25 protein-coding genes are annotated in these 23,569 nt (G+C 43.9%); 2 read left to right on the top strand and 23 right to left on the bottom strand.

The window, feature by feature from the left end; all coding sequences use genetic code 11:
- Position 1 precedes the first annotated feature (1 nt).
- The 21 genes from AC4HAN_RS06290 to AC4HAN_RS06190 form a co-directional block, all read right to left on the bottom strand.
- Positions 2–1,777: a V-type ATP synthase subunit A gene (locus AC4HAN_RS06290; protein ID WP_491091742.1), complete on the bottom strand. Its 1,776-nt coding sequence runs from the start codon at positions 1,775–1,777 to the stop codon at positions 2–4.
- 163 nt (positions 1,778–1,940) lie between these two features.
- Complete coding sequence (locus AC4HAN_RS06285) at positions 1,941–2,261, bottom strand: V-type ATP synthase subunit F (protein WP_491091741.1); 321 nt, start codon at positions 2,259–2,261, stop codon at positions 1,941–1,943.
- A complete protein-coding gene (locus tag AC4HAN_RS06280; RefSeq protein WP_491091740.1) occupies positions 2,251–3,267 on the bottom strand; it encodes a V-type ATPase subunit in 1,017 nt (338 codons plus the stop codon). Before AC4HAN_RS06280 ends, AC4HAN_RS06285 begins: the two co-directional genes overlap by 11 nt.
- An 11-nt stretch (positions 3,268–3,278) precedes the next feature.
- Complete coding sequence (locus AC4HAN_RS06275; protein ID WP_491091739.1) at positions 3,279–3,863, bottom strand: hypothetical protein; 585 nt, start codon at positions 3,861–3,863, stop codon at positions 3,279–3,281.
- A 45-nt stretch (positions 3,864–3,908) separates the two neighbouring features.
- Positions 3,909–4,385 carry a V-type ATP synthase subunit K gene (locus AC4HAN_RS06270; RefSeq protein ID WP_491091738.1) on the bottom strand — a complete coding sequence of 159 codons (477 nt, stop codon included), beginning with the start codon at positions 4,383–4,385 and terminating at the stop codon, positions 3,909–3,911.
- A 1-nt stretch (position 4,386) separates the two neighbouring features.
- Complete coding sequence (locus tag AC4HAN_RS06265) at positions 4,387–6,384, bottom strand: V-type ATP synthase subunit I (protein ID WP_491091737.1); 1,998 nt, start codon at positions 6,382–6,384, stop codon at positions 4,387–4,389.
- Positions 6,374–6,697, bottom strand: a complete 324-nt coding sequence (locus AC4HAN_RS06260; RefSeq protein WP_491091736.1) for an ATP synthase subunit B family protein — start codon at positions 6,695–6,697, stop codon at positions 6,374–6,376. Before AC4HAN_RS06260 ends, AC4HAN_RS06265 begins: the two co-directional genes overlap by 11 nt.
- 311 nt (positions 6,698–7,008) lie before the next feature.
- On the bottom strand, positions 7,009–7,143 hold the full coding sequence (gene rpmH / locus AC4HAN_RS06255; protein ID WP_002262507.1) for a 50S ribosomal protein L34: 135 nt from the start codon (positions 7,141–7,143) through the stop codon (positions 7,009–7,011).
- Positions 7,144–7,519: 376 nt separating this feature from the next.
- Positions 7,520–8,515 (bottom strand): RNA-binding cell elongation regulator Jag/EloR, encoded by a 996-nt coding sequence (gene jag / locus AC4HAN_RS06250; protein WP_491091734.1) that lies wholly within the window; start codon positions 8,513–8,515, stop codon positions 7,520–7,522.
- Between the two features lie 12 nt (positions 8,516–8,527).
- Positions 8,528–9,343: a YidC/Oxa1 family membrane protein insertase gene (locus AC4HAN_RS06245; protein WP_491091733.1), complete on the bottom strand. Its 816-nt coding sequence runs from the start codon at positions 9,341–9,343 to the stop codon at positions 8,528–8,530.
- On the bottom strand, positions 9,327–9,686 hold the full coding sequence (gene rnpA / locus AC4HAN_RS06240) for a ribonuclease P protein component (protein ID WP_491091732.1): 360 nt from the start codon (positions 9,684–9,686) through the stop codon (positions 9,327–9,329). The genes AC4HAN_RS06245 and rnpA overlap by 17 nt, the downstream gene beginning before the upstream one ends.
- A 95-nt stretch (positions 9,687–9,781) precedes the next feature.
- The gene (argH, locus tag AC4HAN_RS06235) at positions 9,782–11,158 is read right to left on the bottom strand and encodes an argininosuccinate lyase (protein ID WP_491091731.1); all 1,377 of its coding nucleotides are present in this window, start codon (positions 11,156–11,158) and stop codon (positions 9,782–9,784) included.
- A 251-nt stretch (positions 11,159–11,409) separates the two neighbouring features.
- Positions 11,410–12,609, bottom strand: coding sequence for an argininosuccinate synthase (locus AC4HAN_RS06230; protein WP_491091730.1), 1,200 nt, complete (start codon positions 12,607–12,609; stop codon positions 11,410–11,412).
- A gap of 68 nt (positions 12,610–12,677) precedes the next feature.
- Positions 12,678–12,839, bottom strand: coding sequence for a hypothetical protein (locus AC4HAN_RS06225; protein ID WP_491091729.1), 162 nt, complete (start codon positions 12,837–12,839; stop codon positions 12,678–12,680).
- A 17-nt stretch (positions 12,840–12,856) separates the two neighbouring features.
- Entirely contained in the window at positions 12,857–14,122 is a 1,266-nt protein-coding gene (locus tag AC4HAN_RS06220; protein ID WP_491091728.1) for an MFS transporter, read from the bottom strand.
- Between the two features lie 138 nt (positions 14,123–14,260).
- Positions 14,261–14,803, bottom strand: a complete 543-nt coding sequence (locus AC4HAN_RS06215) for a hypothetical protein (RefSeq protein WP_491091727.1) — start codon at positions 14,801–14,803, stop codon at positions 14,261–14,263.
- Between the two features lie 68 nt (positions 14,804–14,871).
- A complete protein-coding gene (locus AC4HAN_RS06210; RefSeq protein WP_491091726.1) occupies positions 14,872–15,396 on the bottom strand; it encodes a transcription repressor NadR in 525 nt (174 codons plus the stop codon).
- 223 nt (positions 15,397–15,619) lie between these two features.
- Complete coding sequence (gene gltX, locus AC4HAN_RS06205) at positions 15,620–17,077, bottom strand: glutamate--tRNA ligase (RefSeq protein WP_491091725.1); 1,458 nt, start codon at positions 17,075–17,077, stop codon at positions 15,620–15,622.
- Positions 17,078–17,357: 280 nt separating this feature from the next.
- The gene (locus tag AC4HAN_RS06200) at positions 17,358–17,852 is read right to left on the bottom strand and encodes a beta-class carbonic anhydrase (RefSeq protein ID WP_491091724.1); all 495 of its coding nucleotides are present in this window, start codon (positions 17,850–17,852) and stop codon (positions 17,358–17,360) included.
- 95 nt (positions 17,853–17,947) lie between these two features.
- Positions 17,948–19,309: a DNA repair protein RadA gene (gene radA / locus AC4HAN_RS06195; RefSeq protein ID WP_491091813.1), complete on the bottom strand. Its 1,362-nt coding sequence runs from the start codon at positions 19,307–19,309 to the stop codon at positions 17,948–17,950.
- Positions 19,310–19,465: 156 nt separating this feature from the next.
- A complete protein-coding gene (locus AC4HAN_RS06190) occupies positions 19,466–19,909 on the bottom strand; it encodes a dUTP diphosphatase (protein WP_491091723.1) in 444 nt (147 codons plus the stop codon).
- 252 nt (positions 19,910–20,161) lie between these two features.
- Between AC4HAN_RS06190 and AC4HAN_RS06185 the strand changes: the two genes are divergently transcribed.
- Positions 20,162–21,178: an NAD(P)H-dependent glycerol-3-phosphate dehydrogenase gene (locus AC4HAN_RS06185; protein WP_491091722.1), complete on the top strand. Its 1,017-nt coding sequence runs from the start codon at positions 20,162–20,164 to the stop codon at positions 21,176–21,178.
- Positions 21,179–21,182: 4 nt separating this feature from the next.
- Positions 21,183–22,103, top strand: coding sequence for a UTP--glucose-1-phosphate uridylyltransferase GalU (galU, locus tag AC4HAN_RS06180; RefSeq protein WP_491091721.1), 921 nt, complete (start codon positions 21,183–21,185; stop codon positions 22,101–22,103).
- A 27-nt stretch (positions 22,104–22,130) separates the two neighbouring features.
- Here the strand turns inward: galU and AC4HAN_RS06175 are convergent, their stop codons facing one another.
- Together AC4HAN_RS06175 and AC4HAN_RS06170 are read right to left on the bottom strand one after the other, a co-directional pair.
- Positions 22,131–22,802, bottom strand: coding sequence for a rhomboid family intramembrane serine protease (locus AC4HAN_RS06175; protein WP_491091720.1), 672 nt, complete (start codon positions 22,800–22,802; stop codon positions 22,131–22,133).
- Positions 22,789–23,325 (bottom strand): 5-formyltetrahydrofolate cyclo-ligase, encoded by a 537-nt coding sequence (locus AC4HAN_RS06170; RefSeq protein WP_491091719.1) that lies wholly within the window; start codon positions 23,323–23,325, stop codon positions 22,789–22,791. The genes AC4HAN_RS06175 and AC4HAN_RS06170 overlap by 14 nt, the downstream gene beginning before the upstream one ends.
- Positions 23,326–23,569: the final 244 nt, after the last annotated feature.

Genomic DNA, 23,569 nt, shown 5'->3' with positions numbered 1-23,569 from the left:
GCTAGATACCTCCCTTTGCCAGCACTTGATGAATGCTGTCGCGAACATCTTCAGTAAGCACCTGAATCTTTTCTATTTGATCTTCTGAAATATATTTGCTGCGGGCGATGCGGTTGCGGACATCTGCTGTTCCGTCCATAATTTCAGTGTAATAAGCCCCCAACTCCAAAGCTTTGCCGGCTTCGTCTGCAAAGGTCAAAATATTGGTCAGCATAGCTTCCTGCTTAGGAAACGACGTAAAGGTATCCACTGTATCAAATGCATTTTGCTGCAGATAGTCCTCACGAATCTGCCGAGCGACAGCCATGGTTAAACGATCTTGATCCGACAGTGAATCAATGCCGACCAGACGGACGATTTCTTCAAGACTTGACTCTCTTTGCAGAACATTCATGGCACGTGTGACCTTAGCTGCCCAGCGTGTATTTTGCACTTTATCAATATACTTGCCGACATCATCCTTATACAGCGAGTAGGAACTCAGCCAGTTGATAGCCGGAAAGTGACGGCGCTGAGCAAGCGGTGCATCAAGTCCCCAGAAGACCTTGACAATACGAAGGGTATTTTGGGTGACCGGCTCTGAAATATCTCCTCCCGGAGGTGATACGGCACCGATAGCTGTAATCGTTCCCTCGCGCCCCTCACTTCCGAGCACACGCGCACGGCCGGCACGTTCATAATATTCGGCAATACGGCTGCCGAGATAGGCCGGATAACCTTCATCACCCGGCATTTCTTCCAAACGGCCGGACATTTCCCGCAGGGCTTCTGCCCAGCGAGAAGTGGAGTCAGCCATGATAGCGACAGAATAGCCCATATCGCGGAAGTATTCAGCAATGGTGATTCCGGTATAAATTGATGCTTCCCGAGCAGCAACAGGCATATTTGACGTATTGGCGATCAAAACCGTCCGCTCCATGATGGACTGGCCGGTATTAGGGTCAATCAATTCCGGAAATTCATTGAGTACATCGGTCATTTCGTTTCCGCGTTCACCGCAGCCGACATAGATAACAATATCAACATTGGCAAATTTGGCAATCTGGTGCTGAACAACTGTCTTACCAGCTCCAAACGGCCCCGGAACGGCAGCAGCTCCGCCTTTTGTAACTGGGAAGAACGTGTCAATAACACGCTGTCCTGTCACCAGAGGCTCAACCGGAATCAATTTCTGAGCAACCGGGCGGCTCTTTCGAACCGGCCATTTTTGCATGAGCGTTCCCTTGAAAACAGAACCGTCAGCCTGTTCGATTTCATAGACAATATCATCAACAGTAAAATCACCTGCTGAGACAGCGATGAGTTTGCCGGATACCTTGTCGGGCACCAGAATACGGTGTTCCACAACCAGAGTTTCTTGAACAACTCCCAAAATATCTCCGGAGACGACCTGACTGCCGACTTCAAGACTTGGCTTAAAAGTCCATTTCACCTCACGGTCAAGACTTGGAATCGTGACACCGCGAATAAGGAAATCACTGTCTGTAGCTGTTTTAAAACGATCCAGCGGCCGCTGAATGCCATCAAACATTTGTGAAATTAAACCCGGTCCTAATTCTACTGACAAAGGATTTCCTGTTGTTAGGACAGGCTCACCCGGCCCGATACCGGAAGTTTCTTCATAAACTTGAATAGAAGCTTGATCGTGGCGCATTTCAATGATTTCACCGATCAAGCCTAAGTGGCCAACCCGGCAGATATCCTGAATGTTGGCCTCCTGCATGCCAGAAGCCACCACTAAGGGGCCTGACACTTTTATAATTTTTCCTTGGCTCAAGATGTTTCCTCCATTAAGATACAGCTCTCAACACACAGCAGTAAAATAAGCAGCACCGATACAGCGTGTTTGAGCTGTGTTTATTTAGAAAGTCTTTCTTTTTGCTGACTTCGATTTTTCAAATAATCTATTTTTACTATTGCAGCATTTGCTCAGCGAAGCATTAGAGAATGTTTTGGCCGACGGCCTTTTCCACATTGTCCTGTACTCGCTGCAAACCAAGCCCTGTCGTTCCCTTGTGTGTGGGGATGAGGATAAGGGCCGGTGTGACCTGACTGTCATAATAGGCAATTGTTTCAGGAATTTCAGCAGCAATGTCTTCTGTCAAATAAACGATACCATAGTCATTTTTGGCCAGCTTTCGCAGTTGATTAATGGCCCCCTGTGCCTGATTAACAGGAAAGGTCTGAAAACCTATCATACGAAAAGGCAGGATGGCATCACGATTTCCAATCACGCCAATTTTGTATTTCTTACTGTCCATAAATCGGTCTCACCCTTTCTTTAACCAGCTCGAGCGGCAGCTGATTGCTGATTGCCGATAAAAGCAGGCGCAAATTTTTAACCTCAAATTCCCGGCAGAGCAAATAACGCGCTAAAACCAGCGGCCCTTCTGCAGTATATCTAGCCGGATCCAGCAGCTGAAACTGCATGAGGTCATAAAGATACTCTAAGTCAACTGCTGATATGTTCCCTTGGCGCATTTTAGCTTCAAATTCCGCCCAATCTGTATTGAAATGATTGGGGTTAACTTGAGTAAACCAAGAGATCAGCTCCTGCTTTTCACCCAGCTCAATAAACTCTCTGGCTGAGAGACTCCCCTCGTCAGAAAGCAGCTGCATCATAAAACTCTGAGGTTTTCCCTGAGAGAGCGCACGCTGGACAGTGATAACATTGTAAAAATCAATCATCAATCCGATTGCCTGGCTAAAGACTTCTGACTCCAGCTCTACCTGGTTGGCCAGACGTTTTAAATGCTTGAAATAGGCTAAATCGGTTCCGATTTCCAAAACCCGGATATCCTTATAATCCTCATATTCTGCCCAGATCATAGCCAGTTCATCCGCCATAAATGCCGGAAAATTTTCCGAACTGAAAGTTGAAATCAGATGCTCCAAAGCTTCCAAGGATTCAGAACCGATGGGGATTAAAAGGTGCGTCAACTCCTGTTTAGTGGCTCTGGCCTTAAAGAAGACCTTGATGTTGTGATAAACATAACGCAGAGCGAACATATTCACGATATCCTGATCCGGTGATTCAGTAAAGGCCCAGGCATACTCCTTGGCCAGTCCCGATGTTAATTGCTGATCAATTCGGTTGAGGTCTTCCAAATCAGCTGCCGACAGGTGATAAGAGCTTGTCTGCAGCAAAAGCACCAAACTTTCTGTATCCGGAGCCTGCAGGAGTTTTTCAAATTGATCCAGAGTAATAAGCTCTCGTTCCTTAACACTGATAGTCGTGTTAATTTGTGAGAATTGACTTGCATCCATCTCAAATCCTCCTAATCCTCTTTGAAAATGTCAGCAGCAATACGGGAGCTCTCCTCTTTGTAGATCGAGTCAATCAAGTTAGCATACAGGTAATTATCATCAATTTTTCCAAGCGATATAACCAAACCGGCTTCATCGGAAATAGCCTGATCTAAAAAGGTTGCATGAGGAAAATCTGCCTGCAGCTGCTGCAAAATACCTGAGTCCCATTTATCAGCTGTTAATTGGCCGAATTGAACAGTAATTGTTTCTTGCCCATATTTGCTGAGAATTTTTCTGACAAAAGAGAGCTCCTCTTTCTGACTCCAGTTTTTCATCTGTTCAAGAGCTGAAGCAAAGAGTTCTTTTAAGACCCTTTGCTTTGATACCAAGGTCGATTGGCGCTCTTTATTTTTGATTTGCTGAGCTTCTATTTGAAAGGCTTGATTGATGTCTTTCAGCTGACTTTGGCGCTCATTTGCTTTTTCTGTCTGAAGCTGCGCCTTGCGGTCTTCAAAATCGTTTTGAATTTGTTTTTTAGCAGCATCTAATTTCAGCTGTCCTTCTTGATGCGCCTGCTCAATAATTGATGTCTTTAATGGATTTGCTTCACTCACAAGACGTCCTCCTTCTTATCATTTTGCTGCAGTAAGAAGAATACGCTACACACGAAGCGTCAATAGGAAGGATACAACGAAAGCTAAGATAGCATAAGTTTCTACCATGGCAGACAAGATGACACCCTTCATTGTTTCTTCCGGACGTTTAGCCAAGATCTGCATCCCTGCAACAGCTACATTTCCTTGATGCTTAGCTGAAAAATAACCAACCAAAGCAATAGGAAGCGCAACAAAGAAATACGCAACGCCCTTTTCAACCGGCAGATCAGGTGTAATTTGTAACCAAATCAGCATGCCGATAACAAAGCCGTAGAGACCTTGTGTTCCTGGCAAAAGCTGCAAAATCAACGCCTGAGCAAATTTTTGCGGCTGCTCTTTCAGCAGGGCTGCTGCTGCCTGACCGGTCTTGCCGACACCGTAAGCAGAGCCCATGCCGCTGAAACCTACAGCCAAAACAACGCCCAGAGCTGCAAAGAAGGCACCGCCGTGTGAAGAGAAGTAACTTGCTAAATGTTCCATTTTATTTGTCCTCCAAATGAGTTTTTGTTATTTTGATATATTTTTCAGCAGGTTTCAGGGGCTTGAAGGCTTCGCCTCCGCCGTCATAGAATTTACCGAAAAATTCAACGAAGATTAGACGTGCACCATGCACATAACCTGACAGAAGCGACAGGAAAATATTAATGGCATGTAAAAGCACAAAGATGAGCACACCGACTGTAAAACGTCCCAGCGGCGGGAAAAGACCGACAATCAAATTGAAAGCTGAGCCGATACTTGCTCCCGACAGTCCCAGAGCCATTAAGCGGGTAAAGCTGACTAAATCACCAACATAAGATGAAATATTATAGAGATTGAAGAGTCCCGAGCCGATACCGGACAGACTTTTTGCCTCAATAACAGAAGCAATCACAACCCCTACAGCATTAACAACAGCCAGCACTGCACCAACAGTGACCAAAGCAGACAGGTGAGGCAGCATCATTCCCAGGGCCAGCAGCAAAATACCTATCAGAATGAAGCACCAGGCAAAACCGGAGTGATAAGCTTCTGCATATTTTTTCATTCTGACCTTCTGGAAACCGCCTAAAAGCAGCCCGACGACTACTGCTATAAAGCCAAAGGCTACCGACAGTGCCAAAATCGTCATAACATCTGTAGTTGTCGATATCAGCACCACAGGCAGCGTATAACCGAAGAACGATCCGTAAATCAATCCCCAAAGGGAAACCGAAACACCTAAAATATTGAGAAATTTGGCAAAGCGGGCAGTTCCTTTGGGAAGATGAAAATATCTTAAAACGAGGAAAGTCGCTGCAAACAACAGCAGTCCGTAACCTAAATCAGCTACCATCATACCGAAAAAGGTAAAGTAAAAAGGAGCTAAAATCGGTGTTGGATCCTTTTCATAATATTTAGGCAGCGAATACATCTCTGTAACCAGCTCGAAAGGCTCAACCAAGGGATGGTTGCGCAGTTTAATCGGAACCTTTTCCCAGTCTGATTCTTCCACATCTACTTCTTGCAGATAAATACTGTCCCCAAACTCCTGTGTCAGCTCGGCTTGCAGAAGTGCTACCTGATCCTTTTCCACCCAGCCTTCCAAAGCAACCAAATGCTCTGTACTGGCTAATTTTTTCTTAGCCGCTTGGCGGGAATAGAGATTCAAAAGATAGTCCGTTTCAGCTTCTAAGCCTTCCAAATCTTTTTGCGAATGCTGCAGTTCCTCTAAAAGCCGCTGCCTTTCTTTGGACCATTCATCAACATCATTTTGCATCTGCTCAATCGCCTGTGCCGGAAGTACGGCTCTGTCATATTCAAAAGGTTTAAAATGATAATCTTCTAAATGAAGGTCAGCTTTTTTATCAAAGAAAATGAGAAGACCGTATTCAGCTTCTGAAGTAAAAATTTCCTGACACTGGACATCGGGATTCTCCTGCAGCCCACGATAAGGGTTGTCATCCAGTGTTTTCGGAAGAGTTCCGACAGCAGCCCTTACAAAATCAAATTTTTTTAATTCTTTGGGAGTAATTTCCAAGTCTTTCCACTTGCTTAAGCCGGCAATATCAGCTTCATTTTCAGAAATCTGCCCTTCCAGCACCTGAAGGCGGCTGATTTTTTGGTTGACCTGAGCAATCACCTGCTCAGCCTGATTGTCTTTGCCGTAATTCTCCAATTCCTCAAAGGAAAGTGAGGAAGCTTCCTTACGCAGAGCCGTCAGAAAGCTTTCTTTTGGTATGAAGGTGCGCAGCTTATCGATGGTTGTCTCCAAATGCTGCTGGCGCTGAGAAAGATAATGGAGGGCTTCTTCGCCTTCAAGTTTCTTTCCCTTCTCCTGATCGGCCTGATAAATGGCTGGCAGGCGGACTTCTGAGCGTTCAAAAACGTCCTGCCAATTTTCCATCTGTGCAATTTCTCGCACCTGCAGATTTTCTAAGCGCTGGAGAGTCAGCAAAACAGCATCCAGCTTATCCTTGGCAAAAACGATGGAAATTTTTTTCATTTGACTAATTGCCATACTTTTCTACCACCCTGTCCACAATTTGCTGAACGAGACCTGCCTTTTTATCCGACAGAACGGAGCGAACATGCTGATCATTTTTAGCAATCGTCTCTGCCAAATTCGCCTGCAGATCTGTTTTTTGCTGGGTTAATACAGCTTCTAGTTTTGATACCTGAAGTTTTGTTTCTTGGTCACAATCCAATTTTACTTTATCTAAATCCTCTGCAGACTGATCACGGAGAGCCTGAATCCGGTCATCATAATCTGCCAGAACTGCCTTGGCTTCTGCTTCAATGGTCTGCATCGTTTCTAAAATGGAGTTTGCCACCTTGCCACCCCCTTTCAATGTTATGTCTATTTTACCAAAATTCCGACAGCTTGAACCGCTAAAATTGAAGTTTTTAAGATTTTTTGACTGAAAACCGCCTTGAAAGCTGATTTAACTGCCCATCAGCCCAACGTTTCATTTTGATGACAGCTACAAACAGCCCGCTTGGGCTGACGCTAAAAAACAAAAATCCAGCAGTCTCGAGCACTGCTGGATTTATTTTATAAGTCATTATCATTTTAGTCAGATAAAAATGCTGTTAAAGCGGTCGGCAAAACTGCTGACAGCTGAAACATTTTTACCAGCTGAAATTAAGCAGACAAGACTTTGCGTCCCTTGCGGCGGCGTGCTGCTAAAACACGGCGGCCATTTTTAGTTGACATGCGGTGACGGAATCCGTGCTTGCGCTGACGACGGATCTTACTTGGTTGAAAAGTACGTTTCACGCTGAATACCTCCTCATAGATTTTCGTATTCGTTTAGCCGGCTATAATGTGATCAGTTACTAAACATACTAGACTATTTTATAACAAAGCACGCACAGTGTCAAGGTTTATTTTTCTTTGAGACTGTGTTCCTCTGCTTTTGTGTCCACATCTCTGGACAATTCATTTCACACGGATTGGTAAACACTTTCTTAATCAGGCTGACGGTAAATTTCTGACACTTTTGCTGTACACCAGTCTAAGCTCTGGCAGCGCAAAACGGCAAATCTGTTATCAGCAAAAAAGCAGCTTCACGGCATTAAAAAAGGACTGGAGATATTGTATCCAGTCCCGCTGTTTATTATTTAACTGATAACCATCACCAAATGCCTTGAAATCAGTCTTTCAAAGCTACCACTACATAGCGATTTGGGTCATTGCCCTCGGAATAGCTTTCGACGCCGTCAATTCCTGTAATGGTCTTGTGGACAACCTTGCGCTCGCTGTTGCTCATAGGATCCATTTGATAGGCTTTGCCTGAATCTAAAACCCGGTTGGCAATTTTATGAGCAAAATCAATCAAGGTTTCTGTCCGATGCTCCATGTAATCATGAACATTCAAAGACACCGCAAAATGTTTGGAGTAGTGGTCATGAAGAAAATTCTGAGCCAGTAATTGCAGAGATTTTAAGACTTTGCCGTGATAGCCAATCACGCGCCCTGCTTCTGGTGTTTCAATCTGAAGGTTAATCTGACGGCGGTTATTGGTCATCTCAATACTTGCTTCCAGATCCATCTCGTAGATAATATTCTGAACATACTGCAGAACAGCTTCTCCGGCCAAAGCAATGTCAGCACCGCCTTCAACCTCATCGAATTCATTAGCAACAAATTCTTCAAAGCTTTGTTCTTCTTCAACCTCAGGTGCATGGGCCTTCTCAGCAGATACTGCAGCCTTTGTTTCAGCATTTTTTAAATTGTCCTGCTTCTCAGCCAACTGGCTTTGTGCCAAAGCTTCCTGCGGCGAAATTTCACCTTCTAAAATTTGTTTTTTGACTGTTTCATCTAAAGGCTGACCGTTTTCTTTTTCAATCTCTTTGATGGCCTTAGAGAGTTTATTTAAAGCTACTGTGTCTTCGACGCTGCTGGAAACAGGGGCATTTTGCTTATTGACATCCTCAGGCACTCCGCGGACAGCTTTTTGGTCTGCTTTATGAGCTGTTTTTTCATTGATGTTTTCGATTTCAACACGGGCCAGTTTCCGGCCAAAACCAAGAAAGCCCTTCTTTTCTCGTGAAATGACTCTGATATGCGCCTTCATTCGGGAAATTCCCATTTGTTTCAAACCATTTTCAATAGCTTCTTCAACAGTTTTTCCTGTGAACAATACCATGATTTGTTCTCCTTATCTTCTCTTCTTCTGTGCTTTCTTCTTGGCACGTCTTTTTCTGGCTTCCAATTCACGCGCTTCTCTTTCGAGGCGTTCGCGCTCTGCAACAATCTTAAACGGATTATTTAAGAGAAGAATCTGAAAGACCTGGTAGGCATTGGAGACAACCCAGTAAAGAGCAACCCCACTAGCCAAATTAAAGCCGACCAGCAGAATGAAAATTGGCAAAATAATGTTCATTGCTACCATCATGCCGTTGCGCTCCTTGGCTGCCTTATTGGTCAGCCAAGACGACAGGAAAGTAAACACTGCCGCCAGAACCGGCAGGATAAAGTAAGGATCCTTATCGCCGATATCCATCCAGAGAAAAGATCCTGTCTTTAAAAATTCGACACGGGTCAAAGCCTGATAGAGCGCCCAGAGCACCGGCATCTGAATCAGCAGCGGAAAAAGACTGGCGTAAGGATTGACACCGTATTGTTTATAAAGTTTTTGGCTCTCCTCAGCTAGAAGCATTCGGGTTTCTCTGTCTTTGCCGGAATATTTGGCCTGCAGGGCTTTCAATTCAGGCTGGATTTCCTGCATTTTCTGCCCGGATTTCAGCTGCATATTGAATAAGGGCAAGAGAACTGTCCTAATCAGAATCGTAAAGATAATGATACCGATACCGATACGGCCATTGACAGAGAAAAAGCGAATAATTTCCGCAAAGAAATAAACAAACTTCTCCCATGCCCCTTCTGACTGATGACTTACCTGGCTGCGGCCGCACGCTGACAAAAATAAAAGCGCAACAGACGCCAAGCCCATTAATTTATATTTCCTTTTCACTCGTCGTTCCTTCCTGATACAATTTAGCCAGTTTCAACACATGGATCAAATTTTTTTTAAGAGCCTGATAATCAAGCTCTTCAGTCCCTTTCCTGGCAATAACGACAAAATCATGTGACTGCAGATTGGGACTTAGTTCCATAAGAATATGGCGTAATTTTCGTTTGATGGCATTTCTAGTGACAGCATTTCCTAACTTTTTCCCAACCGAAAGCCCCGCACGATAGTGACTTTGATCTTTTTTTAAACTGTAGACAACAAACTTGCGATTGGCAATGCTGCGTCCTTCAGTAAAAATAGCCTGAAAATCTTTATCACTCTTAACGCGATAGCTTTTTTTCAAAACATGACTCCAATTAATTTAAAGTATTCTTATTATATCATAAAATGAAAAAAAGCCAAAAATCTCATTAATTTTTGGTTTCTTTCCTTATTTTCTCAAAGTTCCTTTTTGGCTTCATCAATCTGCCATCTGACTTGATCAAAGCCGGTTCCGCCCAATGAATTTCTGCGTTCTACGGCTGTTTCAGACTGAAGAGCCGTGTAGATGTCTTCTTCAATAAGGTCTGAGATTTCCTGATAGCGCTCCAAGGGCACATCCTGTAAATAGTGACCGTTCTTAGTACATTCCAAAACCAGCTTACCGACGATTTCGTGAGCCTGTCTGAATGGCAGTCCCTTAACAGCTAAATAATCAGCCAGTTCAGTCGCATTTGAAAAGTCTTTTTCGGTAGACTCAGCCATGTGGGCATCATTGACGGTCATTGATTCCAGCATTCCGGCAAGAATATCAATGGCAACAGTGATGGTTTCAGCTGTATCAAACATACCTTCCTTATCTTCCTGCAGGTCCTTATTGTAGGCCAAAGGAAGAGATTTCATAACCGTTAAAAGACCAAAAAGATTGCCAAAGACACGGCCGGATTTGCCGCGAATCAGCTCAGCCATATCAGGATTTTTCTTTTGCGGCATAATCGAAGAGCCGGTAGAAAACGTATCAGACAGGGTAACAAACTGGTACTCATTGCTGCACCAATTAATGATTTCTTCACAGATACGGCTCATGTGCATCATTAAAATACTGGCATTGGAGAGAAATTCCAAAATGAAGTCACGGTCAGATACCGCGTCTAACGAATTGCTGTAAGGCTTAGCAAAGCCCATCAGCTCAGCTGTCATCTTCCGGTCAATCGGAAAAGTCGTTCCTGCCAGAGCAGCTGCGCCGAGCGGCGACAGGTCTGTATGCTGCTGATTAAAAGCGAAGCGCTCGCTGTCACGCGTAAACATGCTGTAATAAGCCATCAGGTGATGCCCAAAAGAAATCGGCTGGGCATGCTGAAGGTGAGTGTAGCCCGGCATAATCGTATGGACATGCTTTTCTGCCAGGCTGAGCAAGGTTTGTCTCAGATGACTCAGTTTTTCCAGCACTTCTGCCAGTTTGGCCTTGAGATAAAGGTGCATGTCCGTTGCCACTTGGTCATTTCGTGAGCGTGCTGTGTGAAGCTTTCCGGCCACCGGACCGATTTTTTCAGTCAAAAGGGTCTCAATATTCATGTGAATATCTTCGCTTGAGACATCAAAAACCAGCTGACCTGCTTTATATTCCTGCAGCAGCTCTTCTAAGCCTGCTTGGATTTGCGCAGCATCATTTTGCGGGATAATGCCTGTTTGACCCAGCATGCTGACATGAGCTAAAGAGCCCTTAATATCAAACTCGGCCATCTTTTGATCGAAAGTGATACTGGCACCGAACTCTTCCACCCACTTCTCCAGCCCTGCTTCAAAGCGGCCGCCCCAAAGTTTTTTTTCTGTCATTTTATATCCTCATCTTATTTCTATTATAGAAAAAGGCTAGAAAAACTAGCCCCCATTAGTGTCACTGCACTTGTCTTTCTTAAATCCTGCCTCTCTGCGGACAGGTTTATTTAAGCTCGGTGTAACTCTCTGTTTACACTTACGAGTAGTTAGAAAAGAGTTTCAGATGGATATCACTGTGTCCTTTTATCTGATAATAATTTCTAAATAATTGCATGCGGTTTTCATGATAACAAATCACTCAAACCCTTTTATTGCTTGTTTTGATTGGCCACTTCAGCATTCACTTTCGTTGGCAGCCCCCAAAGTTTAATGAAACCAACCGCTGCATCCTGGTCGAAAGTATCGGCAGATGTATAGGTTGCCAGATTTTCATCATACAGTGAGTTCGGTGATTTCCGGGCAACAACCTTGGCAGAGCCCTTGTAAAGTTTGACTTTGGCGGTCCCATTAACAGCTTTCTGCGTTTCATTGATATAAGCAATAATAGCTTGTGTCGCCGGATTAAACCACAAAGCATTGTAGATGAGATTGGACAGTTCATTTTCAAGGATCGGTTTAAAATGAGATACCTCACGCACTAAGGTCAAATCTTCAATTTCTTTATGAGCTGTCAAGAGGGTAATAGCTCCGGGACATTCATAAATTTCACGCGACTTGATGCCGACCAGACGGTTTTCCACATGGTCAATCCGTCCGATGCCGTGTTTACCGGCCAGATTGTTGAGCTTTTGAATCAAATCTGCCAGCTTCATTTCAGTGCCGTCCAGTGCAACTGGTTTGCCGGCTTTAAATTCGATTTCCACATAATCTGGTGTGTCAGGCGCTTCCTCAACAGAACTTGTAATCCCGAAAGCATCCTCAGGCGCTTCGTTCCACGGATTTTCAAGGACACCGCACTCGTTAGCACGGCCCCAAAGATTTTGGTCAACTGAATAAGGATTATCAAGGTCTGCCGGAACAGGAACGCCGTTTTCTTTGGCATAGTTAATTTCCTCTTCCCGCGACCATTTCCACTCACGAACCGGAGCTATCACGTTTAATTTAGGATCAAGAGCTGCGATAGCTACCTCAAAACGAACCTGGTCATTTCCCTTGCCGGTACAGCCGTGAGCAATTGTTGTCGCGCCGGTCTTGTGGGCAATTTCAACTAACTTTTTAGAAATAACAGGGCGGCTGAGTGCTGAAACCAACGGATATTTTTGTTCGTAATAAGCATGTGCCTGCAAAGCCGGCAGCACATATTCTTCAGCGAATTCATCCTTGACATCAAGAACATAAGACTCGACAGCACCAACTTTAAGAGCCTTATCATGAATAAAGGCCAAATCCTTACCCTCACCGACATCCATGCAAACAGCAACAACATCATAATCTTTTTTCAGCCAGGTAATGGCAACTGACGTATCAAGACCGCCCGAATAGGCTAAAATAACTTTTTCTTTTGACATAAAACAAACTCTTTTCTATTTTGAATTTTGATTAATTATTCAAAGAATGACTTTATTATATTGCATATTTATTCAAAAGTCAAGTATATTTTCAAAAAATATTTATTTTTATGTATTTTTTTCTTTTTCCCTTCTAAAATAATAGTTAAAGCAAAACATTGCTTACCTGCCATGGCTGGTCTGACGGTATAAAGAAAAGGCCGGAACCCTTGGTTCCAACCTTTTTTCACAGTTATAATCAATCACTCTATTCCTTCGGATATTTATAAGTTAATAAATAATCACCGTTGGATTGCTTTGTAAATTCCAGAGATACATAAGTCAATTTAGACTTATCAGAGCTGGAATAATCGCTGTAAGTGAGCTTCAAATACCTTTTAATGCCTTGGCCGTAGCTTTCCACAATTTCTCTTGCTTCGACAGGATCGCCGTGCTTTTTGATGATATCATCCAATTTCGCACCGCCCTTACCATTTTCTCTGTCACCGACAGTTAAGGCATTAACATCAGCTTGTGTCCAATTAGACTTGTATGACCCTCTTGCAACGGTTTTTACTTTTGACGAATCGGAATACATTGTTCCGCTTGAAAGAATAAATTTACCATTATATTGCTTTTCAAACGAAAGTCTTACTCTTTCACTGTCATTAGTATCGCTTGCATATCTCAAAGACAGGTTATTGCCATTGATAGTAGCTTCTGAAGCCTTACCGAATTTCTTAAGAACCGACTTGACCGTAGAACCTTCTTTATTCGAGTAGCTGGCAAATTCTAATTCTTCAAACTTAGACTCGGTCCATTTGTATTCATACTCAGAACTGTCTGCAATATAGTCCTGAACATCAGTACTGTCTTCGTCGCCCTCATCTTCATCTTCTTCATCATCAATGTCTTCGTCGTCAATGTCCTCGTCATCTGTATCTTCTTTTTTCTCACGCTTTTCTGTTTTTGGCTGATCATCCTTAGGCTGACGGACAAAGACAGCAGCTCCGCTGGCCAAAAAGACTATTGATGCCAGCACAACAGCAATAATGGATAAAACTTTTTTGCGCTTAAGATTGACAATTAAACTGACAACAGCATAGATAAGTGCTAAGAAAGCAATAATGACATAAATAATCGGAATCGGCGCCAGCCAAGCCAGAATCAGGGTAATCACCGAAACAACAAATGAAATGATTGGAAGAACAATAAGCTCCTTACGAGCCAGAGCACTTTGAAAGACCGGATTGACAGTCGGAGGAACAACCGGCTGTTCAAAGTTTGCCTGCCCTTGCTGCATATTATTTTGCTGAGGTGCTGCAGGTTCGGCTGCCCCTGCAGGATTTTGCGGCTGACTTTGAGCTTCCTGATAAGCTGCAGGCTCTCCTGCAGTTTGCTCTGGTACAGATTGTTCCGCTGGTTTTGAGTCCTGCGGCTGAGCCGTTTGATTTTCTGGCATAGGAGTTTCTCCAGCTGCATTTTCAGGCGTGTTTTGTTCCGGAGTATTTCCATTGTTAAATTCTTCTGCCATGATATCTCCTTCGCTTTTTTCCTTTATTGTACTATAATCAAAGGCTTTTTTCAATGCTTCCCTAAACTTTAAGATCACAAAAAAAGCAGTTCTGCAATCAGAAGATGATCCAATCACAGAAACTTACCCGACAAGTTTTTAAATACTTTTTGCTGCCTTGAGAAATTTCCAGCAGTAATAGGCCAAATAAAAATCAACCATCCCATGAATGACAGAGCCCATTCCGATTAAAACAATTAAAGTCAGCCAATAAGACGCAGACACAGAACCAGAGACTGTCAGCATTAAAACGACCAAGAACTCAGCTAAGCCATGAATCATATTGAGCCCCAGAGCCAAAAACAGCGTTTTTTGCCAGCTTAGCAGAAAATCAGGATGTTTTTGAATCAGATAGGCACCAATAACAGCAAAAAGCAGATGAGAGAAGGCGCGCAGGACAATCACAAAAGGAAAACCAGCCATAAAAAAGCCAAGCCCTGCTCCCAGAGCGACAGCGATAGCTACTCCCGGTGATATAAAGACAGCAAGAAAAACAGGAACATGGCTGGCTAAGGTAAATGAGGCAGGTCCAATTACCACTTTGACAGGCATAATCAGCGGAATCAAGATGGCAAAGGCGATCAGTATCGCAGACAAGGTCAGCTTTTGAAGACGTTTTTTAGGGACAGGGGAAGCAGACATGATAACTCCTCAGTGTTTTGTACTGATTCAAGTTTACAGCATATCTTTACATATGTCAAGACATATATCTAATTTTCAAATAGCAGCCCCTTGTTTCTGAGATGCCGGACAATGTTTTCAAATGTTTCTTTATCTCGGCAGGATATCCTATGAAGATGAATCCCTCCTGTCAGGCTGCTCAGTAAGCTCCCGTGATAGCAGGACAGTTTATCCATAAAATAATCTATTTCGTCCTGACTTTCAATATTCAAAGGGGCAGTAATCATGCCGTAAATCGGATGTTCTACTTCAACATCCAGTACTTTCCCGCCATTTTGAACGATTGTCTCTAATTCCAGGCGAACTTCCTTAGCACTGTGCTTACAGGCCAATTTCCCATGATAATAAGAACTCGGCACCTGCAGGCGGTCTGCTAAAAGATAACCCCGATGGGTTGCCATAATATCATAGTTTTCAGCCCTTAAAAGAGCCACATCGCCTACAATAATCTGCCGGCTGACTCCCAGCTGCTCTGCCAAACGGCCGGCCGAAAGCGGCTGCTCTGCTTTTTCTAATTTTTCTAAAATAGCCTGACGGCGTTCCTTAGCTTTCATCAGTCACCTCTGCTTTGACAATTAGTTTTCTTATCCCCAATTACTTTAATTATAACAAATCCTGCTCATTCTTGTTTAGTAGCACCGAGCAAAACCGAGGATTTACTCGGTTTTTTCAGTCAAACAAAGGACCGGACATCAGCCCGGCCCTCTGCTCTTATTATATTGTGTGCGGCAATCACTGACTGTGATTTGCCTTCCCAGACGAATGACAGAAAAATTCTTATTTAATTTTTTCCAACATGGAAGTCAGGTGTTCAATTGATTTTTCTTTGCCGAGCAGATAAATAGTGTCCGGCAGTTCCGGACCGTGCATTTCACCTGAAACAGCGATGCGGATTGGCATGAAAAGATTCTTACCCTTGATGCCCGTCTCCTTTTGCACAGCTTTAATCTGCGGGAAGATATTTTCAGACTTAAAGTCTTCATCTGACATGTCTTCTAACTTCGTTTTGAAGGCTTCAAGAACTGTCGGTACCGTGTCAGCTGTCATGAATTCTTTCGCCTGATCTGTCAACTCCGGAAAATCTTCAAAGAAAAGATCCGTCAGCGGTACAATTTCATCAATAGACTTCATTTGCGGCTGGTAAAGTTCCACCATTTTCTCAGCCTTGTCCGTTAAGCGGCCTGCTGCCTGCAAATAAGGTTTCGCCAGCGCAAAAACAGTAGCAAAGTCAGCATGCTTGATGTATTCATTGCTCATCCAGTCAAGTTTTTTCTGGTCAAAGGCTGCCGGAGATTTACTGAGACGTTTCTCATCGAAAAGCTCAATCAATTTGTCATGAGAAAAGATTTCGTTTTCTCCGCCCGGATTCCAGCCCAGCAAAGCAATAAAGTTGAAAACCGCATCCGGCAGGTAGCCTTTTTGGCGGTAGTCTTCAATAAACTGCAGCGTATCGGTGTCCCGTTTTGACAGTTTCTTGCCGGTTTCAGAATTGATAATCAGTGTCATGTGCCCAAATTCCGGCGGCTGCCAGCCGAGCGCTTCGTAGATCATAAGCTGCTTAGGTGTGTTGGCAATATGATCATCGCCGCGGATAACATGAGAAATCTCCATCAGATGATCATCTACTACGACTGCAAAATTATAGGTAGGGTAACCGTCTTTCTTTTGAATGACCCAATCGCCCCCAATGTTACTGCCTTCAAATTCGATATCGCCTTTGACCATGTCGTGCCATTTATAAATACCGGATTCATTAACTGCCAGACGAACGGTCGGAACAATCCCTGCAGCTTCGCGTTCTGCAATGTAGGCAGCCTTTTCTTCTTCTGACATGCCAAGAAATTCATTGATGTAGCGAGGCGTTTCACCCGCAGCCTCTTGGCGTTCACGTTCGGCCGCCAGTTCATCTTCTGTTACGTAGGACTTATAAGCCTTGCCTTCTGCCAGAAGCTGATCAATATAGTTTTGATAGAGAGCCAGACGTTCTGACTGGCGGTAATTTTCATGGGTTTCCGGACTCTCATCCCAATCAATTCCCAGCCAGCGTAAGTTTTCCAGCTGTGAGCGTTCTCCGTCTTCGACATGGCGCTTGCGGTCTGTATCCTCAATACGAATAATAAAATCGCCGCCGTAATGACGGGCATAAAGGTAGTTAAAGAGCGCTGTCCGCGCATTTCCGATGTGTAATAATCCTGTAGGACTGGGTGCATAGCGCACACGAATCTTGTTTGCCATTTCTCTCTCCTGTTAGTTAATTGGCACAGACTGTATGCCAGATGGAAAAGTCAATAAGAGTTCCCTTAAACTTTTCATAGAAAGCTCCGCTTTTTTCTGCTGTTTGGCTGTGCCTATAAAAATCAATCGTTTTTATTATAGCATATCCTTAGCATTTGAGCGAAAAAAACGGCAGTAAAAATAGCCATGCCTTATCACCGTCCGTCCTTATTTAATCAGTTCCGCTGAAAATGATAGTAACCAAAATAATTTCAAAAAAATGAGGCTTGGCCTCATTTAATCATTTGACTTCGGTAATTCTGCCTGTATCCACATCATAAACAGCCCCTGAAATAGTGATGCTCTCAGGAATTAAGGGAGAATGTCGCAAAAGAGCCATGTCTTCTCGCACACTGTCTTCAATATCGGTAAAAGGTAAAAAATCATAATCTGACACATCAACTTTCAAATCCTGCTGCAGCTGCTGCGCAAACTCTTCATTTGTAAAGGTCTGAGCCCCACAGTCAGTATGGTGCAGAACAACAATTTCACTTGTTCCCAGCTGCTGCTCAGAGATAACCAAGGATCGGATGACATCATCCGTCACCCTGCCGCCGGCATTGCGCAAAATATGAGCATCGCCAAGAGCCAAGCCCAAAGCCGGAGCCACATGCAGGCGGGCATCCATACAGGTTATAATGGCAACATGGGTTTTGGGCTTAATGGGCAGATGGTCTGTCCCATGCAAGTCAACATAAGCTTGGTTAGCTTTTAAAAAATTCTCAAAATAAGACATTGTTACTCCTTTGCTTCAAGCCAGTCAAATAAGTAGTTAAGACAACTAGCTTAGGCTGTATCATATCATTTTTCGGATACCTTATCACTGCCAAATCAGCCAAATACTTTTTTCAGCACTTGGCTGACAGTGGTGACACCAATGACCTCAATGCCTTGGGGAGTGCTCAACCCTGCTAAAGCATTTTGAGGAACATAGATTTTGGTAAAACCGAGTTTTGCAGCTTCATTGATGCGCTGTTCAATACGATTGACGCGGCGAATTTCACCGGTCAATCCAATTTCACCAATATAGCATTCCTGAGGATTGGTCGGTTTTTCCTTATAGCTCGAGGCAATAGCTACCGCAACCGCCAAGTCAATAGCCGGCTCATCTAAGCGGACACCGCCGGCAGATTTGAGATAAGCATCCTGATTTTGCAAGAGAAGCCCGCAGCGCTTTTCCAAGACAGCCATAATCAGACTGACACGGTTAAAATCAAGGCCGGTTGTTGTGCGCTTGGCATTGCCAAATACAGTCGGTGTTACCAAGGCCTGGACCTCCGCCAGAATCGGTCTTGTTCCTTCCATAGTGACAACAATAGCTGAGCCTGTTGCCCCATCTAGACGTTCTTCCAAAAAGACCTGACTGGGGTTAAGAACTTCGACAAGGCCATTTGTCCTCATCTCGAAAATACCGATTTCATTAGTAGAACCAAAGCGGTTTTTAACCGCCCGCAGAATGCGAAAAGTATGCTGACGCTCCCCTTCAAAATAAAGGACCGTATCTACCATGTGCTCCAGCATTCTAGGGCCGGCCAGAGTGCCTTCCTTGGTCACATGACCGACGATAAAGGTAGCGATATTATTGGTCTTAGCCAGCTGCATCAGCTCTGCAGTTACCTCACGAACCTGGCTGACAGACCCTTGAACACTGGAAATTTCCGGACTCATAATGGTCTGAATAGAATCAATGATCAGGAAATCCGGTTTGATCTGCTCAATCTGAGCTCGAATAGCCTGCATATTAGTCTCAGCATAGAGGTAAAATTCATTGTCAATATCTCCCAGACGCTCACTGCGCAGCTTGATTTGCTCAGCCGACTCCTCTCCTGAAACATAAAGAACGCATCCCTTATTGGCCAGCTGGACAGAGACTTGCAAAAGCAGAGTTGACTTCCCGATTCCGGGATCTCCTCCAATCAGCACAAGACTTCCCGGTACCACACCGCCTCCTAAGACACGATTGAATTCACTCATTTCTGTCTTTATTCTTGTAACTTGATTAGACCTTACTTGATTGAGTTTAACGGGTTTTGTTTTTTCCCCTGTCAGAGATACACGCGCATTTTTTACCTCAGCGACTTCTACTTCTTCGACAAAGGAAGACCAGCTGCTGCAGTTGGGACAGCGTCCCAGATACTTGGGCGAATTGTAGCCGCACTCCTGACAGACAAAGGTTGTTTTTTTCTTAGCTATGATAATTCTCCTTTAATGATGATTCCCTGTTTTTGGCATTTCTCTTGCGTTTTTTGAAAGGCTGTTTTATTAGCAGTCCTAATGCAGGCCGCCTACCTTGCCTTTATCAGCATAATCAGCCTGCATATCAATAACCAGTAAATAGTCCGCCATCTTTTATTTCCCTGTAGAGCCAAAACCGCCGGTCCGCACGCCATCAGCTTCATCGCCGTCAGCGATCAAAAACGGCGCAAAAACAGCTTGGACGATGCGCTCACCAGCTTCAAGGACGACCGTTTGATCTGTAATATTTTTCATTTGTGCAAAAATGTGCCCTTCATTGGCCGGATTGTTATAGTAGTCTCCGTCAATCACACCGACCGAATTGACCAGTACCAAGCCTTTTTTGCGCGGGTTGGATGAACGGTCATACAAATAAAGTACCTCACCGGGCTGCATGTAAGCTTTAACACCTGTCGGTACTAAAACGATTGCCTCAGCCGGAATCTCGGTCCTCTCTGCCACCTTTAAATCATAACCGGCTGCATGGGCTGTTTCTCGTTTGGGCAGCAGTTCTTTATCCTTATAGTCAGAAATTAATTCAAATCCACGAACTTTCATTGGTCACTCCTTAGGCCTTTTTAAGAATGAACATCAGACATTAAAACAATGCCAATGCTCCTCAATTTCTTCTATTATAAATGATTTATTCGCAAAACAAAAGTAAAATTCCTGCTCTCTCAGAGAGCCGTATTTTCTGGCAGGGCTTCAGCAGGAATGCAAAGAATAACGATTTCCTTTCAACTAAGTAAAGACAAATGAATTAGCTTTATGATATAATGAGGTTAACTTTCCATGAAATATAGGAGAAAAATGATGAGACAAAAAATCGCCGTATTGGGTCCCGGGTCATGGGGAACTGCCTTATCTCAAGTTCTTAATGACAACGGTCATGAGGTTCGTATCTGGGGCAATATCCCAGAGCAAATTGATGAAATTAACGAGCATCATACCAACAAACGGTATTTCAAAGATGTGGTTTTAGATGACAAAATTAAAGCCTACAAAGAATTAAAAGACGCTCTGAAGGATGTTGACGCTGTCCTTTTTGTCGTTCCAACAAAAGTCACCCGCTTAGTGGCTAAGCAAGTAACAGAGCTGCTTGACCATAAGGTCATTATCATGCATGCATCCAAAGGATTGGAGCCGGGAACTCATGAGCGTTTATCTGTGATTCTCGAGGAAGAAATTCCTGCTGAACTCCGCAGCGACATTGTAGTTGTCTCCGGTCCCAGCCATGCTGAGGAGACCATTGTTCGTGACATTACTTTGATTACTGCAGCGTCAAAAGATTTAGAAGCTGCGAAGTATGTGCAAAAGCTCTTCAGCAATAACTACTTCCGCCTCTATACCAATCCGGATGTCATCGGTGTCGAAACCGCCGGTGCTCTCAAAAACATTATTGCCGTCGGAGCCGGAGCACTGCATGGCATGGGATACGGTGACAATGCCAAGGCAGCCGTCATTACGCGCGGCCTAGCTGAAATTACCCGGCTGGGAGTAAAATTAGGTGCCGATCCGCTGACCTACAGCGGTCTTTCGGGTGTCGGCGACTTAATTGTTACTGGAACTTCGGTCCATTCGCGTAACTGGCGTGCAGGAGATGCGCTGGGCCGCGGTGAAAAATTAGAAGACATTGAAAAAAATATGGGAATGGTCATTGAAGGTATTTCAACCACCAAGGTTGCCTATGAACTTGCCAAAGAGCTGGATGTCTATATGCCGATTACCAGTGCTATTTATGAGTCCATCTATGAAGGCAAAAATATCAAGGAAGCCATCAGGTCAATGATGTCCAACGAATTCAGAGCAGAAAATGAATGGAGTTAGTCGTATGCCAAGCAAAAAAGTAAGAAAAGCAGTCATCCCCGCAGCAGGTCTGGGAACTCGTTTCCTGCCGGCCACTAAAGCACTGGCCAAAGAAATGCTGCCCATTGTCGATAAACCGACCATTCAATTTATCGTAGAAGAAGCCTTAAAATCAGGCATTGAGGATATTTTGGTTGTTACCGGTAAATCAAAACGTTCCATTGAAGACCACTTTGATTCCAACTTTGAACTGGAATACAACCTTGAACAAAAAGGAAAAACGGACCTTCTCAAGCTCGTCAATGACACTACTGCCATTAACCTGCACTTTATTCGCCAGAGCCATCCGCGCGGACTGGGGGATGCTGTCCTGCAGGCCAAAGCTTTCGTTGGAAATGAACCCTTTGTTGTAATGCTCGGTGATGATCTCATGGATATTACAGATGAACAGGCCGTTCCTTTGACACGCCAGCTCATCAACGACTACGACCACACCCATGCTTCAACCATTGCTGTTATGCCGGTTCCGCACGATGAAGTTTCTGCCTATGGCGTTATCGCTCCCCACGGTGAAGGAGTGAACGGTCTTTACAGTGTTGATACTTTCGTTGAAAAACCGGCCCCTGAAGAGGCCCCCAGCGATTTGGCTATTATCGGCCGCTATTTGCTGACACCTGAAATCTTTACCATTCTGGAAACCCAAAAACCCGGTGCCGGCAATGAAGTTCAGCTGACAGATGCTATTGACACTCTCAACAAAACACAGCGCGTTTTCGCGCGTGAATTCACCGGCAAACGTTATGATGTCGGCGATAAATTCGGCTTCATGAAGACCTCAATTGATTACGCCTTGAAGCACCCTCAGGTTAAAGACGAGCTGAAATCTTATATTATCAGTCTCGGTAAAGAATTAGACAAAGAAAACAAACAAAAGAACTCGAAATAGCCTCGAGTTCTTTTATCTTTATGAACATCAGCGATGGAAGCCTAAAAACAGCAGGCCCAGAGCAAGGCCTAAATAAAGCAGAAGCGCCAGAAAGCGCTGAGCGGGCCTAAAGACATTCTTTTCTCTTTGACTGGGCAGAATGACCGCTGAGACCACCCCGCCAACAATGCCGCCCAAATGCCCGGCAATGCTCACACTTGGCATAAAAAGATTAAAAATCAGATTGATGGCAATCAAGGCCTGGTAATTACGCCCCAGCTGTTTCAAGTAAGGATTGTGCCCGAAGTAGCCTAGAACTGCAATAGCTCCAAATAAGCCGAATAAAGACGTCGAAGCACCGGCTGCCACTACACTCGGCGTAAAGTAAAGCGTAAAAACATTTCCCATTATTCCGGATAAAAGATAAAGGAGCAAGAATTTTCCGGAACCCCAAATGCTTTCTGCCAGCTGGCCGACAAAGTACAGTGTCAGACTGTTAAATAAAAAATGTTCCCAGCCGATGTGAACAAAAATGGGGGTTATTAACCGCCAGAGCTGGCTGGGCATCTGAACCACCACATCACCGTACATACCGCCAAAATTAAAGACCGCAAGAGTCTCTGCTGCCTGACCGAAATAAAAAACCTGCATGGCCAGAAAGACCAATATTGTCAGCACTAATAAAAATGAGGTTGCAGGATATTTTTTAAAGCTCTCCATATCGTAATACCTCTTTCACTGGAATATCAAAATGACTGGGCTCAAAGTCAATAGTCTGAAAAGGATAGATGGTGCTGACCGTACTGCCCGTAAAGTCAGCCAGATAGCGGTCATAATAACCGCCGCCAAAACCAAGACGGTAGCCATCCTCATTGAAAGCAAGTCCCGGCACATGAATAAGATCGATCAATGACTTATCAACAGCCTGATTGCTTCTTGGCTCTTTGAGGCCAAATGCGCTCATTGTTAAATCAGCAGCATCATAGGAAACAAAAATCATTTCCCCTTGTCCATAAACCTTTGGAACCACTACTTTTTTCCCATCTTTTTGTGCCTGCTCAATCAGCAAAGAGGTGTCAAATTCAAAAGGAAAAGCCAGATATGTTGCTAAAGTCTGAGCTTTTTGATAGGCCTCAAGTCCAATAAACCTATGGAACAGCTCCTTGTCCCTTTGGGCCTTAACAGCCTTGTCCTGCTTTTTTAGCTGCTCTATCATCTGAGCTCTTAGTTCTTTTTTTGTCATGCTAATATCATAACACGATTAGGCCGTTTTTCCTATTATTAACTCAGATGGATAACAAGCAATATAGATCAAAAAATGTTACAATTCCTGTTTTTTCAGCCTGTAAATCTGATAAAATAAGGCTTTTTGCTTTTAATAAAATAAAAATTCCAGTTTAAGATTTCTTTAAGGTTTCTCTTATATAATTTAATCATCCTAAAACAACCACTTCCCCAAGTGGTTGGGGAGATAAACTTTCCTAATT

The organism is Streptococcus sp. ELY_86, from assembly GCF_058314495.1.
This window is presented reverse-complemented; position numbering and strand designations above follow the sequence as displayed.